We start from the raw sequence: 16171 nt of genomic DNA, 5'->3' as shown, positions 1-16171 counted from the left end.
ACGCCGGCCGGTACCGGCGGCATGGGTGGCCGCCGCCGACCGTTGACTTGGCGGGACGGTGGGCGTCGAATGGAAGTCCCGGCCGGACTGCCCTCATCCGGCGGAAATTTCCAAGGAGGAGTGCATGGCCGACCGGTTTACTCCCCACGGAACCGCAGCAACCCATCCGATAGCCGGGATGGCCGGTGCCATGGGAGCGCCGGTCAACGCCGTCCCTCTGGTGGCGCACACGCCGCAGGCCCGGAGCGGCCCGCCAACGGGCGGGGACAGCGTGCAGGGCAGCGCCGATGCGGGAGGCGGGCATTCGCGGCGCCAGATCGCCGTCGTTTTCGCCGGGCTGATGCTGGCGGTGCTTGTCTCGGCCCTGGACCAGACCATCGTCTCCACCGCCCTGCCCACCATCGTGGGGGACCTGCAGGGTATGGACCACCTGTCCTGGGTGATCACCGCCTACCTGCTGACCTCCACAATCGGGCTGCCGATCTACGGGAAGCTCGGGGACCTGCTCGGGCGCAAGAACATCTTCATTTTCGCCATCGTGGTTTTCCTGGGCGGGTCCGCCCTGTCCGGGCAGGCGCACAGCATGGCCGAACTCATCACCTACCGGGCCATCCAGGGCGTAGGCGGCGGCGGGCTGATCATCGGTGCGCAGGCCATCATCGGTGACATTGTGCCCGCCCGCGAGCGCGGCAAGTACATGGGAATGATCGGGGCGGCGTTCGGCATCGCTTCCGTCAGCGGACCGCTGCTGGGCGGCTACCTTACCGACTACTGGTCCTGGCGGTGGGTGTTCTACATCAACCTGCCCATCGGTGCGGTGGCGCTCGCGGTCATCGTCACCGCCCTGCACCTGCCGCGGTCCGAACACAAGGGGATCCGGCTGGACTATGCCGGTGCCGCACTGCTTGCCGTCGGCAGCGCCGCCCTGGTGCTGCTGACCAGCTGGGGCGGCAACAACTACGCCTGGACCTCACCCACCATCCTCACGCTGGGAGCAGTGGCCGCCGTCGCCGTCGCCGTCTTCATTCCGGTGGAACTGCGCGCGTCCGAACCGATCCTTCCGCTGCGCCTGTTCGGGATCCGCAACTTCCTGATCTGCACACTGGTGGGGCTGGCGGTGGGGCTGGCCATGTTCGGGTCCATTGCCTACCTGCCGACCTTCCTGCAGATCGTCAACGGAGCCAGTCCCACTATGTCCGGGCTGATGATGCTCCCCATGACCGCAGGGCTGCTCACCACCTCGATCGGGACGGGGCAGCTGATCTCCCGCACGGGCAAGTACAAGATCTATCCGATTCTCGGGTCCCTCACCATGATCGGCGGCCTGCTGCTGCTCTCGCGCATCTCCAGCACGACGCCGTACTCCCTCACCGCGTTGGGCATGTTCGTGCTGGGACTGGGGATCGGGGCGCTGATGCAGAACGTGGTGCTGATTGTGCAGAACAGCGTCCCGGCCAAGGACATGGGTACCGGGGTTTCCACCGCCAACTACTTCCGGCAGATGGGCGGTTCCCTGGGGATTGCCCTGTTCGGTTCCCTGTTCATCCGCCGGCTGAATGACCAGCTGGCCTCCGCACCGGCCGGAGCCGGCGATGCGGCGTCGGGCGGCGCCAATTCGATCAGCCCGGACAGCATCAGGGCGCTGCCCGCTCCGGCGCAGGACTTCATCAAATCCGCGTTCGGCGAGGCGCTGCCGCCGATCTTCCTGCTCGGGGTGCCGATCCTGGCGGCGGCCTTTGTCCTGACGCTGTTTCTTGTGCAGCAGCCGTTGTCCACCACGGCCCGGGTGGACATGGACAGCGGGAGATAGGGCCTGCGGTTAGGTGCGGTTAGGTGCCGTCATAACCGGATAGGGAGAACACCAGCGCGAAAAGTGCAGCCAGGGTCGCTCCCTGCCAGATCAGGGAGGGAATGATGTACAGGCGGGCGGCAAGCCTCCTGTTTCCCTGGATAAGCGCCGCGATGAATCCCGTTACTCCTCCGAGCAGGGTGAGCAGGCCGGAAAAGGCGAAGAAGCCAAAAATGGAGAAGCCGGAGGTGTCCCAGGCGGCGAAGGCGATGAGGGGGCGGACGACGATCGCCCAGACGATCGACACGAGGACCATTCCCGTTATCGCTGCCGCGCTGAACCGTGTTTTCCGGGAGGCCGCTTCTGGAGGAACCGCTCCCTGATCCGCAGGCAGGACGTCCTGCGCATATGGATTCCGATGCTGCAGTTCAGGCTCCTGCCCGAACGGATTCCATGGTTCCGGTTGCTGCCGTCCATTAGGCGGTGTGTTGCTGTCTGCTGTCATAACCGGCCCCATCCGATGAGTATTGCCTGGACCAAGGCATCCTGCGCAGAATCCAGCTGTCTGGAAACAGTGTGCACCATGCGGGCGTCGGCTCCGTCAGCGGCACACCTGGGCCCTGCTGCTTCTGAGCGGATCTCCCTACCCGTCCATCTCCGTGTGGTGCCGTTTGTCCCCTGCTGGTCGTACACTGGTGGCGGAGCTGTTCGAACATATGTTCGAATTAGTTGCCAACTGATAATCAACTGAAAACCAATGGATAACCAGTGGGTTGGTGCGTGTGCGGTGCGCATGCATCCGTGGGCGGAGAGGAAGCTGAATGGGTACCTTCAGCGAAGCAATCGAGGTGGTGTGCTCGCCTGCGGGCCAGCCTCTCCGGCTTATCTGGGGCGGGCACACCTACAAGGTGGGGGCTGATCCTGTGCGCTGGTATGAACGCCGTAACTGGTGGGAGGAAGAAACCCGCGCCGAACGCGGACATGGCGCCGGGCTGGTGGATACCGAGATCTGGCGGGTCCAGGCCCGGGTCAATGACCGCTCCGACCTGCGCACCCTCGACCTCTCGCACCATGTCCGCAGCGACCGCTGGCGCCTGATCCGCATTCATGACGCGCTGAGGGACAGTGCCTGAGCAATGAGCTTTACCCACCTGCACGCCGCCACCGCGTTCAGCGCCCACTACGGGGTGTCCTGGCCGGAGGAAATGGCCCAGTCCGCAGCGGCCGACGGCGCGGACGCACTGGCCTGCACAGACCGGGACGGGCTCTACGGAACGGTCAAGCACCTGCGGGCCTGCATGGAAGCCGGTATCGATCCCATCGTGGGCGTGGATTTGGCCGTGCTCGATGACGGGAACGCGGTCACGGGCCGGGTAGTCATCCTTGCCCACGGGCATACCGGGGGAGCAGGCTACCGTGCCCTGTGCAGGCTGATCTCCGCCGCGCACGCCGCCACCTCAGCCTCCCGGGCACGCGCCGGCAAACCGGTAGGCGTCACCATGGAACAACTGGCCGGGTACGTCTGCACAGAGGGGGAGGACGAACCTGTCCTCACCGTCCTCGTCGGCCCGCAGTCCGACGTCGGCCAGGCCATGCGCAGCCGAAGCTACGCCGTCGCCCGTACCCTGTTCGGCCGCTGGCGCTCGCTGATCCCTGCCCGGGCGCTCGCCGTCGAGGTGGTTACCCATCTGTCCGCCCCGGGGGAGAACCTCAGCCTTGCCCACGCCGTACGCATGTTCCGGCTGGCCGACGAGATGCGTGTGCCCGGCATCCTCACCAATGCCGTGCGGTACGTGGATGAGGATGGAGCCGCCACCGCTGACGTGCTCGACGCCGCACGCTCGCTGACGTCGCTCTCCCACCTTCCGGACTTACAGCCCAACGGGCAGGGCTGGCTCAAGGGGACACGGGAGATGACTGCGCTGGCACGCGAGATCAGCTCCGAGGCAGGCTACGGTTCCTCGGGAGCGGCACGGTTACTGGCCGACACTGCGGCGCTCGCGGATAGCTGCCGGATAGACCCCGTGGCGGATATGGGCTGGAAGCAGCCCGTGGTACCTGAAGCCTCGGTGATCGGCATCGAGGCTGAACCCATGATCGAACTGCGCCAGCGCTGCGAGGCGGGGATTACCCGCAGGCTGCGCGCCCGGGATTCGATTGCCGAGGTGGAACTGCGCAACCGGCTCGAACACGAGCTGGGCATCATCGAGCGGCTGGGCTTCGCATCGTACTTCCTCACGGTTGCGGAAGTCTCCGCCATGATCACCGGGATGGGGGTACGCGCCGCTGCCCGGGGGTCGGGGGCCTCCTCGCTGGTGAACTTCCTGCTGGGCGTCAGCCACGTGAACCCGCTGGACCACGACCTGATCTTTGAACGCTTCCTCTCCCGGGACCGCTCCACGCTGCCGGACATCGACATAGACGTGGAAAGCGCCGAGCGGCACAACGTCTATCACCGCATCTTCGAACGCTTCGGCTCCGAACGGGTCACGCTGATGAGCATGCAGAACGGCTACCGGGCACGGGGAGCGGTGCGCGACGCCGGACTGGCCCTGGGCATGCCCGAGGAGGAGATCGGCGCTGTGGCTAAGCAGCTATGGCGTTTCTCGGCCCGCAACTTCCGCGAGGCGCTCGCCGAAAAGCCCGAACTGCGGGAATTCTCCGGCCAGGTGGAAAAGAACCAGCAGCTGGACCTGCTGGTGGACCTCACCGAACGCCTGGACCGGCTGCCCCGGCACATTTCCATGCATCCCTGCGGAGTGATCCTGGGGGACACCTCCCTGCTGGACCGCACCCCCGTGCAGCCCAGCGGCCTGGGCCTGCCCATGTCCCAGTTCGACAAGCACGACATGGACCCCATGGGCATGCTCAAACTCGACGTGCTGGGTGTGCGGATGCAGAGCGCCATGGCCTTTGCCGTACGCGAAGTGGTGCGGGTGCACTCCTCCCGTGAAGAGGTCATTGCCGCCGGGAAGCATCGGGACGGGCCGGAGGAGCCGGACCCGGAGTTCGTCGAACCCGACGGCCGGATCAACCTCGACGCCGTGCCGTTCGACGACGAACCCACCTACGAACTGATCCGCAGCACGCACACCCTGGGCTGCTTCCAGATCGAATCCCCGGGACAGCGCGAGCTGGTGGGCAAGCTGGCGCCGCGGGAGTTCAATGACCTGATCATCGACATTTCCCTGTTCAGGCCCGGGCCGATGAAATCCGACATGGTCCGGCCGTTTTTGGAACACCGGCACGGCTTCTCCCCGGAGGTCTACCCGCACGAGGCGCTGCGCCCGGTGCTGGCCGAAACCCACGGCGTCACCGTCTTCCACGAACAGGTGCTGCGGACGCTGAATGTCTTCACCGGCTGCGGGCTGGCGAAGGCGGACGAACTGCGCCGCCTGCTGGGCAACGAATCCGCCGAGCCGGGCGTGGAGGAATACTTCCGCAGCAAGTCCGCCGCCCGCGGCTACACGCCGGAAACCATCGACAAGGTCTGGGACACGCTCAAGGCCTTCGGCAGCTTCGGCTTCTGCAAGGCCCACGGCGCTGCCTTCGCCGTACCCACCTACCAGTCGGCATGGCTGAAGGCACACCACCCGGCGGCGTTCCTCGCCGGCATCTTCGAACATGATCCCGGCATGTACCCGCGCCGGCTGCTCGTCGCCGAGGCGCGGCGGATGGGCATCCCCATCCTGCCCCTGGACATAAACCGCAGCGGCGAAACCTACCGGGTGGAGCGGCTCGACGACGGACGGCTGGGCATCCGGCTGTCCCTGGCCGGGATCTACGGGCTGTCCGCCGTCGAGCTAAGGCGCATCGCCGCCGGGCAGCCCTATGACTCCCTGGCGGACCTGAGGGCACGTGCGAAGGTCTCCCGGCCCACGCTGCGCCGGCTGGCGCAGCTCGGAGCGTTCGATTCGCTCAGCAAGCAGACCGGCTCCGAGGGCAGCCGTGCGGACCTGATCCAGTACCTGGACGCCGCACCGGCCAAGTCCGCGTCCCGGAAGCATGATCCGATTCCCGGGCAGCTGGCCCTGCCGCTGGGGGATACCGAGCTGGCGAACCTGCACCATCACCTGCCCGAACCCGGGCTGCGGGAAAAGGTCCGCACCGAACTGGATCTTTTGTCCGTGGACGTCAGCGCGCACCTGATGGAAAGCTACGGTCCATTGCTGCGCGGACTCGGCGTTACTCCCGCGGAAGCATTGATGGACCTGCGCAACGGGACCGAAGTGCTGGTCGCCGGGATCCGGGTGGCCACGCAGACTCCGCCCATGCGCGGGGGACGCCGCGTGGTGTTCATCAGCCTCGACGACGGCACCGGATGCATTGACTGCACGTTCTTCCACGAGGCGCAGGAGAAATCCGGTCCGCTGCTTTTCGGCACGGAGCTGCTGCTGGTCCGCGGCTTGACCCGCCGCACCGGCCCGCGGGGCATCAGCCTCCAGGCACTCGAAGCATGGAACCTGGCGGACCCGGACTCGCTTCCGAAACCCGGCCGCCAGCGCGGCATGTTGGTGGGGTCCAAGCGCAGCGGATAACATCGGTACGGGCGGAAGTGCGGCCGTGTCCAGGCCGTGCAGCAGACGCCGTACAACGAAATCTAGGAGACAACCGTGTCAGTGCCAGAGAAGTTCACCCTCATCGTCGACGGCGAAGAGACCACGGTGGATACTGGCACCACTGGTGCTCAGCTCTTCTTCGAACGCCGCGACGTCGTCGTGATGCGCGTGCACTCCGTCCTCAAGGACCTGGATACGCCGCTGGAGCAGGGCGACATCGTGGAGTCCGTCACCATTGACTCCGAAGACGGACTGAATGTCCTGCGCCACTCCACCGCGCACGTCATGGCCCAGGCCGTGCAGCAGCTGCGTCCGGACGCCAAGCTGGGCATCGGCCCGTACATCAAGGACGGTTTCTACTTCGACTTCGACGTTGCCGAGCCGTTCACGCCGGAGGACCTGAAGACCCTCGAGAAGATGATGCAGAAGATCATCAACTCGAACCAGAAATTTGCCCGCCGCGTGGTCAGCGAAGACGAAGCCCGCGAAGCCATGAAGAACGAGCCGTACAAGCTCGAACTGCTGGGCAAGAAGGACGGCGCCGAGGAAGCCGGCGAAGGTGCCAGCATCGAGGTCGGCGCCGGCGAGATCACCATTTACGACAACGTGGACCGCAAGTCCGGCGACGTCGTCTGGTGCGATCTGTGCCGCGGCCCGCACCTGCCCAACACCAAGCTGATCTCCAACGCCTTCGCCCTGACCCGCTCCGCCGCCGCCTACTGGCTCGGCAACCAGAAGAACCAGCAGCTGCAGCGCATCTACGGCACCGCCTGGCCCACCAAGGACGCACTGAAGGCCTACCAGGAGCGCCTGGCCGAAGCCGAGCGCCGCGACCACCGCAAGCTGGGCACCGAGCTGGACCTGTTCTCCTTCCCGGATGAGCTGGGTTCGGGCCTGCCGGTGTTCCACCCCAAGGGCGGCATCATCCGCAAGGCCATGGAGGATTACTCCCGCCAGCGCCACACCGAGGCCGGCTACGAGTTCGTCTACACCCCGCACATCACCAAGGGCCACCTGTACGAGGTTTCCGGCCACCTGGACTGGTACCGCGACGGGATGTTCCCTCCCATGCACGTGGACGAGGTCACCGATCCGGAGACCGGCGAGGTCACCAAGCCCGGCCAGGACTACTACCTGAAGCCGATGAACTGCCCCATGCACAACCTGATCTTCCGCTCCCGCGGACGGTCCTACCGCGAGCTGCCGCTGCGCCTGTTCGAATTCGGTTCCGTGTACCGCTACGAGAAGTCCGGCGTGATCCACGGCCTGACGCGCGTGCGGGGCATGACCCAGGACGATGCCCACATCTACTGCACCCGCGAGCAGATGAAGGATGAGCTGACCACCACGCTGAAGTTCGTGCTGGACCTGCTCAAGGATTACGGCCTGGACGACTTCTACCTGGAGCTCTCCACCAAGGACCCGGAGAAGTTCGTCGGCTCCGACGACATCTGGGAGGAAGCCACCCGCACCCTCGCCGAGGTTGCCGAAGCCTCCGGCCTGGACCTGGTCCCGGATCCGGGCGGAGCAGCCTTCTACGGCCCGAAAATCTCCGTCCAGGCCCGTGACGCCATCGGCCGCACCTGGCAGATGTCCACCATCCAGCTGGACTTCAACCTGCCCGAGCGCTTCGAGCTCGAGTACCAGGCCGCTGACGGCACCCGCCAGCGCCCGGTCATGATCCACCGCGCCCTGTTCGGTTCCGTGGAACGCTTCATGGCCGTGCTCACCGAGCACTACGCCGGCGCGTTCCCGGCCTGGCTGGCACCGGTTCAGGTAGTCGGCATCCCCGTGGCCGAAGCGTTCAACGACTACATGTTCGACGTCGTCGACAAGCTCAAGGCGCACGGCATCCGCGCCCAGGTGGACACCGGAACCGACCGCTTCCCGAAGAAGATCCGCACCGCGTCCAAGGACAAGATCCCGTTTGTCCTGATCGCCGGCGGCGACGACGCCGAGGCAGGCGCCGTCTCCTTCCGCTTCCGGGACGGCAGCCAGGACAACGGCGTACCCGTTGAAGAAGCCGTCAAACGGATTGTTGAAGCCGTCCGTAACCGGGACAAGTAGGGCGGCGGGGACGCTATGGGAGAACAACCTGACGACGCCGCGGTGACGGACACGTTCGAACTCGCCGGCGTCCCCGACGCATTCCAGCGGCTCTGGACCCCGCACCGGCTTGCCTACATCAAGGGCGGGCAGAAGCAGGTCTCCTCGAAGGAGACCTGCCCGTTCTGCGCCGCGCCGGAGCGGTCGGACGAGGAATCGCTGATTGTCCACCGCGGCCGGCACGCCTTCGTGATCCTGAACCTCTTCCCGTACAACGCCGGCCACCTGCTGGTCTGCCCGTACCGCCATGTGCCGGACTACACGGACATCGACCCGGAGGAGACGGCGGAAATCGCGGCGCTGACCCAGACCGCCATGCGCGTGCTGCGGAAGGTGTCCAGCCCCACCGGTTTCAACCTGGGCATGAACCAGGGCGAAACCGGCGGGGCCGGGATTGCCGCCCACCTGCACCAGCACATCGTTCCGCGGTGGGGCGGTGATGGAAACTTCCTGCCGATCATCGCGCAGACCAAGGCCATCACCCAGACCCTGGGCGACGTGCGCCGGCAAGTGGCCGATGCCTGGCCCGAAGAGGGCTCCGGCCCGGACAGCGAGGACTGACACGTGCTCAACAAATACGCACGGGGATTCTTCACTGCCGTTTTCAGCCCGCTGGCCACCTGGCTGCTCCGCCGCGGCGTAACCCCGGACATGGTCACCATCGCCGGCACGCTCGGTGTGATGGTCGGCGGACTGGTCTTTTATCCGCTGGGTGAGCTGTTCTGGGGCACCATCTTCATTACCGTTTTCATCTTCTCCGACGTGGTGGACGGGATCATGGCCCGGCAGCAGCAGCGCAAGGGCAGCTGGGGCGGGTTCCTGGATTCCACCCTCGACCGCTTCGCCGACGGCGCCCTGTTTGCCGGCGTCGCCATCTGGTTCTTCACCGGCGGCGGCAACGACGCGATCGGCATCGCGGCCATCCTCTGCCTGGTCGTCGGGATGCTGGTGTCCTACATCCGCGCCAAGGCCGAGTCGCTGGGCTTCTCCGCCAACGTCGGCATTGCCGAGCGGGCGGAGCGGCTGGTCTCCCTGCTGGTCGCTACCGGGCTGGTGGGCCTGGGCGTCCCCGAGGTCCTGCTGCTGGTGGTCCTGATCCTGCTGACCCTGGCCAGCTGCGTGACCATCGGCCAGCGGATGCACACCGTGCGGAAGCAGGCGCGGATGGGCAATCCGGCCTAGGCAGGCGTAGTTGGCGCAATAGAAGGCGGGAACCGGTGATCCGGTTCCCGCCTTCTATCTATGGTCGCTGCGGGAGCGGCTGCGGTTGCGGCTGCGGTTGCCGCTGCGGCCTCGTCGGGCTTAGGCCAGGCCGCGCCGGTCCAGCAGCGGCTGGATCTGCGCATCGCGTCCGCGGAAGTTCCGGAACGCCTGCAGCGGGTCGATGCTGTTGCCGCGGGACAGCAGCTCCGTCCGGAAACGGTCCCCGTTCTCCCGTGTCAGGCCGCCGTTCTCCCGGAACCACTCGACTGTGTCGGCGTCGAGCACTTCGCTCCAGATGTACGCGTAGTACGAGGCCGCGTAGCCGCCGGCAAAGATGTGTTTGAAGTAGCCGGTGCGGTAACGCGGCGGAACCAGGTCCAGGTCGACGCCGGCCGCCGCCAGGGCAGCGGCCTCGAATGCGTCCGGATCCTGCACCGTTTCGCCCGGTGCGAGTTCGTGCCAGGCCAGATCCAGCAGGGCGGCCCCCAGGTACTCGGTGGTGGAGAACCCCTCGCCCCAGACGGCCGCCGCATTCACCTTGTCGATTTCCTCCTGCGGCAGCGGCTCCCCGGTGACGTAGTGCTTCGCGAAGTTGCCGACCACCTCCGGCCACAGCATCCACATTTCGTTGACCTGTGACGGGTATTCAACGAAGTCCCGCGGTACGGCGGTGCCGGAGAACTGGGGATACGTGACATCAGAGAACAACCCGTGCAGCGCATGGCCGAATTCGTGGAATGCCGTGACCACCTCGCCGAAGGTCAGCAGCGTCGGTTCACCGGCAGCGGGCTTGGAAATGTTCAGGTTGTTGATGACCACGGGCGGGGCATCCAGCAGCCGGGACTGGTGGACCAGTGAGTTCATCCAGGCGCCGCCGTTCTTGGTGTCCCGGGTGTAATAGTCGCCCAGGAACAGGCCCAGCCCGGTGCCGTCGTCGTCCTTGACCTCCCAGACCCGGACGTCCGGGTGATAGCCCGCGAGGTCCGCCCGTTCGGTGAAGGTCAGTCCGTAGAGCCGGTTGGCAGCATAGAAGACGCCGTCCGTGAGGACGCGCTCCAGTTCGAAGTACGGCCGCAGGGCGGAGGAGTCGACGTCGAACTTCTCCCGACGGACCTGCTCGGAGTAGTACGCCCAGTCCCAGGCGGCCAGTTCGTGTCCGTCCCGCCGGGCCGCTTCGTGCAGCTCTTCGGCTTCCGCCTTGGCGTTGCGGACGGCTGCAGGGGCGAGCTTGTCCAGCATGGCGTGGATCGCGGCCAGGGACGGTGCGGTCTGGTCATCCGTGCCGTACTCGGCATGGTTCGCGAAACCGAGCAGTGCGGCCTTTTCCGCCCGCAGCGCGGCCATTTCGGCGGCGAGGGCAAGCGTGTTCCCGTCATTGTTCCGGAAACCGCGGTTACGGGCGGCATCATGCAGCCGACGGCGGCTCTCACGGTTGGTCAGCGACGCCAGGGCCGGCTGCGGGGTGGGCAGCACGAGGGACAGCAGGAACTTACCGTCGTGTCCCGCTTCCGCCGCAGCGGTCGCCGCTGCGGCTATGTCGTCGTCGGACAGGCCGTCCAGTTCGGCGGCGTCGTCCACCACCAGGGCCGAATCGTTGGTGTCCTTCAGCAGGCGCTGGGAAAAGTCGGTGCCCAGTTCCGAAAGCCGGGCGTTCAGCTCCCGCATGCGGGCCTGCCCGGCGTCATCGAGCTGCGCACCGGCGCGGATGAAGCGGCGGCGGTACTCGGACACGAGGCGTGCCTGCTCATCATCCAGGCCGGCAAGGTTCGCCGCGACGGCTTCGACGCGGGCAAAGAGCTGCCGGTTGAGGTAAATCGTGTCCTCATGCGCGGCGAGCCGCGGGCCGATCTGCTGCTGGATCCGCTGCACGCCGTCGGTGGCGTGCGCGGCACAGAGGGTGAAGAAGACGACGGCGGTGCGGCCCAGCTCCTGGCCCGATAATTCCAGGGCCTCGATCGTGTTTTCGAAGTCCGGAGCCTGCGGGTTCGCGGCAATGCGCTCAATCTCGGCGGCATGCCCGGAAATTCCGGAGTCAAAGGCGGGCAGGAAAACGTCTTCGTTGATCTGCTCGAACGGGGGCAGCTGGTACGGCAGGCTACTCGGGTAAAGGAAAGGGTTGTCCATAAAGCCCAAGACTGGCACAGCGGGGCATCCCGCTCCAACCTGGCACTGCAGTAGGATCGGTCCGATTCCCCGCTGCCGCAGCCTGCGGGCCTGGGGAGATGCGTGGGGAAGTTCATGAAACGCAATCCGGGTATTCGTCCTGCGGGGCTGTTCCGCGTGCCGGGGCTCGCGGCGGTGCTGGTGCTGGCCCTGCTGCTTGGCGGCTGCATGGCGGACGGCGGAGACGGGAGCGAGGAGCGCCAGGGTGCCGGCGCGCCGTCGTCGGCGTCCTCCCCGCCTGCAGCGTCGCCTGCCCGGTCGGCGTCGCCGTCGTTACCGTCCGCCGAGCCCGGCAACCCCGGCAAGGGTCCGGCCTGTCCCACGGAGAACTGCTTTTCCCTGATGCTTGCCGGGGACCTGCTGGTCCATCCGCAGCTGTGGGAGCAGGCCGCGGTGGATGCGGCTGCCACGGGCAAGGGACCGCTGGACTTCGAGCCGCTGCTGGCCGGGCAACGGACCTACATTTCCGGATCGGACCTGGCCGTGTGCCACATGGAGACTCCGGTGGCCGAACCGGACGGGCCGTATACGGGTTATCCCATGTTCAACGTGCCGCCGCAGATCCTCACGGCAGCGGCCGCCGTCGGCTATTCCGGCTGCACCACCGCCAGCAACCACGCCATCGACGCCGGTACGGCCGGCTTGAACCGCACGCTAGGCGTACTGGATTCCCTGGGGTTGGCGCACACCGGATCGTACGCCGCCGAGACCGGCGCCGGCGCGCCCATGCTCCTGTCCGCTCCGGCGGGCGACCTGGCCGTCATCGAAGCCACTTACGGGCTGAACGGGTTGGTTGCCGAGTATCCGTGGCAGGTGGATCTGATCGACGCCCCCGCGATGATCGACAAGGCCCGAACGGCCCGTGCGGAAGGGGCCGACGTCGTCGTCGCTGCCATCCACGCAGGTGAGGAATACGCGTCGGTGCCCAATGCGCAGCAGGTGGAAACCGCCCATGCGCTGGCGGACAGCGGCGAGTTCGACTTCATTTACGGCCACCACACGCATTCGGTACTGCCTATCGAGAATTACAACGGCACGTGGATTGTCTACGGGCTCGGCAATGCCGTGACGGAGCTTTCGCCTTCGTACGACGTCAATAACGAGGGCCTGATAGTCCGGGCACAGTTCGCCCGCGACGACGCCGGGGCCTGGACGGTCAGCGACCTCGCCTGGGCGCCGTCGGTGATTGTCCGGGATCCGTACCGGTGGTGTTCCGTTGCGGGGGACCTGCCGCAGGGGGAGTGCGCGCCGCCGGCCCAGCGGGAAGCGGTGCGCGCACGGACTGTTCCGGTGGTCGAATCTCTGGGGGCGGCCGACGCCGGGGCGCATGAATGGCTGATGACGCAGGACGGCGGGGGAGGGTAAGCGTGGGGTGTGCGGGGGTGGCGGGCCGCGTACGGGCGGGTCAGACCGCTTCGGTGAGAAAGATCCACTCCGGTGAATCCTGCCGCACCGGGCTTCGATCCCAGTGACCCCAGCACTGGCCTACCGTAAGTCCTGCCGCTTCCAAACCCGCGGTAACCGTGTCCCAGGAAGGGAAGCGGAGAGTCTCGATTATCGTCCGCGTTCCGGAATCGTCGGTCCAGGTATCGGTGTGCGTGACCAGGTCCTTTTGTCGCCGGACGGTCTGGGTGACTGTTCCCCGGCTGGTGCTGTGCGTGCCCTCCCATTGGCGCCAGGCTTCGACGGCGGGGTTGCGCACTTCGAACGCCAGTCTGCCTCCGGGCCTCAGCGCCCGTCCGGCATGGGTGAGGACCTGCACCCATGAGGCGTCATCAAGGAAGTACTGCGCTACATGCCCGGTCATCAGCACCAAATCGGCCCAGGCTGCCGGCAGGTGGTCCGCGGTTCCCCGGATCTAGGTGACGGCGTCGGCATGCGGCTGGGTGTCTGCGAGCGAAAGCATGGTTTCTTCAGGTTCGACTCCCGTGACCTCATATCCCTGCCCTGCCAGCAGGCTGCACAGCAGGCCTGTTCCTGATCCGATGTCCGCAACGCGGCGGGCTCCCAGCTCGGCGGCCAGTGCCAGGTAGAACGGCAGGTCCTGGCGGGCTTCCGTATCGGCATCATAGGCGGCAGCAAGTTCAGGGACGGCGTAGTAGTTCCCGGGCTCCGATGGGGTCATGCGGCTCGTTTCAGTCGGTGGTTTTTCACTAGGGGAGCAGGATGGGTTCGGTCTGGGTGCGCGCCTGAACGGTAGCACGCGTGCCGGGGCTGGACGTGGGGCTGGGGCTGGGGCTGGACCTGGGGCTGGTTGGCGGAGGCGACCGGCGGACCTGGGGTGGACCGACATCGGGACGCCCAGCCGCCAGACTGCAGCGGATCCAGCCTCGCCTCCGGGCCAACGAAGGCACGCCTCCAACGAGCACCCGGGACTGGCAGGCCGCGGCATCCGTGCCCTCTCTTTCAACTGTTTTCCCAAGCCAGAGCCGGGGTACCCACAGGTGTGGGTAGTTTTCCACAAGGACGAAAACTCCTATTGCAGGCTTGGTTTTGGGTCCATAGCATCGAACACATGTTCGAATCAAATCGGGACTATCCAGCATCCGTTGAGGGCGCTGAGCTCCGCTTCGGTACAGCCGCTGGGCACCGCAGTGGCAACAACGGTCCGGCAGCCGAGCCGGCGCTGTCCAGCCGTGAGCGCCCTGGTCCGGCGGCCGAGCCGGCGCTGTCCAGCCGTGAGCGCCCTGGTCCGGCGGCCGCGCCAGCGCTGTCCAGCCGTGAGCGCCCTGGTCCGGCAGCCGTCGCGGAGGCGCATTGCGGCAACGAACCGCCATTCTCGCCGGTCGCCGCGTGGATCGCCGAGCTGTCTTCCGGGCGCGCTCTGGAAGAGATCGCCTCCGATACAGACGCGGGTCTCATAAGCCGGCTGCGCGTCCTGGAAGAACTCAAGGCCGCTGCTGCAGCAGCCCAGGTTCGCGTCGCCGCCGCCTTCGATGCCTCCGTCCGTGCAGCACATGCACGCTCCGGCATTCCCGAAGAGCAGCAGGGGAGAGGCATTGCTGCTCAAATTGCCCTCGCCCGGCGCGAATCGCCGGCACGCGGCGGGCGGATTCTTGGCTTTTCCAAAGCGCTTGCACTTGAAATGCCATGCACACTCCGGGCGCTGTCCGAGGGCAGACTCAACGAATGGCGGGCCACGCTTCTGGTCCGTGAGACGGCATGCCTGTCGGTATCCGACCGTCGCTTGGTGGACCGTGAGGTAGCCGGAGACGTTGCCGGACTCGAGGGGCTCGGAGACGGGCGTCTGATTGGCAGGATTCGGAAACTAACGTACCGGATCGACCAAGAGGCGCTGGTCCGGCGTGCAGCCAAGGCCCAGTCGGACCGCTATGTTTCCTGCCGGCCTGCCCCGGACACCATGACCTACCTGACAGGCCTATTGCCGGTGGCCCAGGGGGTCGCGGTCTTTGCCGCCCTCAGCCGCGAAGCAGATTCCCTCCGGGCACGTGGCGATGAACGCGGCCGGGGCCAGATCATGGCTGACACGCTGGTTGAAAGAATCACCGGTCTTACCCACGCTGACCGGGTGCCGCTGGAGGTCCAGCTTGTTATGACCGACCGTACGCTGCTGGCGGGTTCGAACGAACCGGCCTACCTCAGCGGATACGGCGTGGTGCCGGCCATGTGGGCACGCGACGCGGTGCGGAAAGCGGCGAACGGCAAGGCTGGTGGTGGTCTGGCCGCGAGCGGCATTGCTGGTCGCGGATTGGGCGGAAGCCGCAAGGGCGGTGAGGCCCATGCCGGAAGCTGCAGCGGCGGAGAGGATACCGCCGACAGCGTCAGCCCCGGCGGTGAAAAGACCGGAAAGGACCGGTCACACAAAGCCGGACACGAAGAACCGACCAGCCGTCGCCGAGCATCTGCGTCGCCGGACCTCTGGCTCCGGCGCCTCTACACGGCCCCGACCTCAGGTGAACTCATTGGCCTGGACTCCAAGGCGCGGTTTGTCCCTGGATTATTGGCGAGGTTCATCTCCGTGAGGGACCAAACCTGCCGGACACCGTGGTGCAACGCCCCAATCCGGCACCGCGACCATATCCGTCCGCACCGCATCGGCGGGAGTACAAAGGCCGAAAACCTGCAGGGCCTGTGCGAAGCCTGCAACCAAGCCAAGGAAGCACCCGGCTGGCAGGCAAGGAGTGTTGGAAGTCCCGGCCGGCACGCGGTCGAAATCACCACGCCGACCGGATACACCTATCAATCCACGGCGCCGCCGCTGCCGGGCACCTGAGTCGCAGCGCTAGTTGGCAGGTTGCGCAGCGCCATGTTTGCACCGTCGATTATGGATGTCCCGTAGCCGATCCTTGACCGGGACGCCTGGCTGGCGGGTGGTTCCGATCCGAACCCA

Annotated in this window: 12 protein-coding genes; 8 read left to right on the top strand and 4 right to left on the bottom strand. The window is 66.5% G+C overall.

The features are described from left to right. Nucleotides 1-124 precede the first annotated feature (124 nt). Entirely contained in the window at nucleotides 125-1810 is a 1686-nt protein-coding gene (locus N2K99_RS09620) for an MDR family MFS transporter (protein ID WP_227933623.1), read from the top strand. A 19-nt stretch (nucleotides 1811-1829) separates the two neighbouring features. On the opposite strand, the gene N2K99_RS09615 is transcribed toward N2K99_RS09620, so the two are convergent. Continuing rightward, entirely contained in the window at nucleotides 1830-2096 is a 267-nt protein-coding gene (locus tag N2K99_RS09615; RefSeq protein ID WP_227921247.1) for a hypothetical protein, read from the bottom strand. Between the two features lie 514 nt (nucleotides 2097-2610). Between N2K99_RS09615 and N2K99_RS09610 the strand changes: the two genes are divergently transcribed. The 5 genes from N2K99_RS09610 (at nucleotide 2611) to pgsA (ending at nucleotide 9636) form a co-directional block, all read left to right on the top strand. Then, complete coding sequence (locus N2K99_RS09610) at nucleotides 2611-2922, top strand: DUF6504 family protein (protein ID WP_227921249.1); 312 nt, start codon at nucleotides 2611-2613, stop codon at nucleotides 2920-2922. Nucleotides 2923-2925: 3 nt separating this feature from the next. Then, nucleotides 2926-6327: a DNA polymerase III subunit alpha gene (locus N2K99_RS09605; RefSeq protein WP_227933622.1), complete on the top strand. Its 3402-nt coding sequence runs from the start codon at nucleotides 2926-2928 to the stop codon at nucleotides 6325-6327. 75 nt (nucleotides 6328-6402) lie between these two features. Further along, nucleotides 6403-8415 carry a threonine--tRNA ligase gene (gene thrS, locus N2K99_RS09600; RefSeq protein ID WP_227921253.1) on the top strand — a complete coding sequence of 671 codons (2013 nt, stop codon included), beginning with the start codon at nucleotides 6403-6405 and terminating at the stop codon, nucleotides 8413-8415. 15 nt (nucleotides 8416-8430) lie between these two features. Next, on the top strand, nucleotides 8431-9015 hold the full coding sequence (locus N2K99_RS09595; protein WP_227921255.1) for an HIT domain-containing protein: 585 nt from the start codon (nucleotides 8431-8433) through the stop codon (nucleotides 9013-9015). Between the two features lie 3 nt (nucleotides 9016-9018). Continuing rightward, nucleotides 9019-9636, top strand: a complete 618-nt coding sequence (pgsA, locus tag N2K99_RS09590; protein ID WP_227933620.1) for a phosphatidylinositol phosphate synthase — start codon at nucleotides 9019-9021, stop codon at nucleotides 9634-9636. Nucleotides 9637-9756: 120 nt separating this feature from the next. On the opposite strand, the gene N2K99_RS09585 is transcribed toward pgsA, so the two are convergent. Then, entirely contained in the window at nucleotides 9757-11781 is a 2025-nt protein-coding gene (locus N2K99_RS09585) for a M3 family metallopeptidase (protein ID WP_227933619.1), read from the bottom strand. A 114-nt stretch (nucleotides 11782-11895) separates the two neighbouring features. Here N2K99_RS09585 and N2K99_RS09580 point away from each other — a divergent pair, with 114 nt between their 5' ends. Beyond that, entirely contained in the window at nucleotides 11896-13185 is a 1290-nt protein-coding gene (locus N2K99_RS09580) for a CapA family protein (RefSeq protein ID WP_227933618.1), read from the top strand. Nucleotides 13186-13225: 40 nt separating this feature from the next. Here the strand turns inward: N2K99_RS09580 and N2K99_RS09575 are convergent, their stop codons facing one another. Both N2K99_RS09575 and N2K99_RS09570 read right to left on the bottom strand, forming a co-directional pair. Next, entirely contained in the window at nucleotides 13226-13627 is a 402-nt protein-coding gene (locus N2K99_RS09575; protein ID WP_227933617.1) for a hypothetical protein, read from the bottom strand. Nucleotides 13628-13678: 51 nt separating this feature from the next. Beyond that, nucleotides 13679-13945 carry a bifunctional 2-polyprenyl-6-hydroxyphenol methylase/3-demethylubiquinol 3-O-methyltransferase UbiG gene (locus N2K99_RS09570; RefSeq protein WP_227933616.1) on the bottom strand — a complete coding sequence of 89 codons (267 nt, stop codon included), beginning with the start codon at nucleotides 13943-13945 and terminating at the stop codon, nucleotides 13679-13681. Between the two features lie 321 nt (nucleotides 13946-14266). Here N2K99_RS09570 and N2K99_RS09565 point away from each other — a divergent pair, with 321 nt between their 5' ends. Next, nucleotides 14267-16054, top strand: a complete 1788-nt coding sequence (locus N2K99_RS09565; RefSeq protein WP_312847320.1) for a DUF222 domain-containing protein — start codon at nucleotides 14267-14269, stop codon at nucleotides 16052-16054. Nucleotides 16055-16171: the final 117 nt, after the last annotated feature.

This window comes from Arthrobacter sp. zg-Y1110 (genome assembly GCF_025244865.1).
Lineage (GTDB): Bacteria > Actinomycetota > Actinomycetes > Actinomycetales > Micrococcaceae > Arthrobacter_B.
Note: the sequence above shows the minus strand (reverse complement) of the source record. Positions and strands in the feature narration are given on the sequence as shown.

What these genes read in the sequence shown, in the direction of transcription:
- N2K99_RS09580 (WP_227933618.1), top strand. Translation starts at nt 11,896, where the DNA reads ATGAAACGCAATCCGGGTATTCGTCCTGCGGGGCTGTTCCGCGTGCCG.
- N2K99_RS09610 (WP_227921249.1), top strand. Translation starts at nt 2,611, where the DNA reads ATGGGTACCTTCAGCGAAGCAATCGAGGTGGTGTGCTCGCCTGCGGGC.
- N2K99_RS09620 (WP_227933623.1), top strand. Translation starts at nt 125, where the DNA reads ATGGCCGACCGGTTTACTCCCCACGGAACCGCAGCAACCCATCCGATA.
- N2K99_RS09575 (WP_227933617.1), bottom strand. Translation starts at nt 13,627, where the DNA reads ATGACCGGGCATGTAGCGCAGTACTTCCTTGATGACGCCTCATGGGTG.
- N2K99_RS09605 (WP_227933622.1), top strand. Translation starts at nt 2,926, where the DNA reads ATGAGCTTTACCCACCTGCACGCCGCCACCGCGTTCAGCGCCCACTAC.
- N2K99_RS09570 (WP_227933616.1), bottom strand. Translation starts at nt 13,945, where the DNA reads ATGACCCCATCGGAGCCCGGGAACTACTACGCCGTCCCTGAACTTGCT.
- N2K99_RS09595 (WP_227921255.1), top strand. Translation starts at nt 8,431, where the DNA reads ATGGGAGAACAACCTGACGACGCCGCGGTGACGGACACGTTCGAACTC.
- N2K99_RS09585 (WP_227933619.1), bottom strand. Translation starts at nt 11,781, where the DNA reads ATGGACAACCCTTTCCTTTACCCGAGTAGCCTGCCGTACCAGCTGCCC.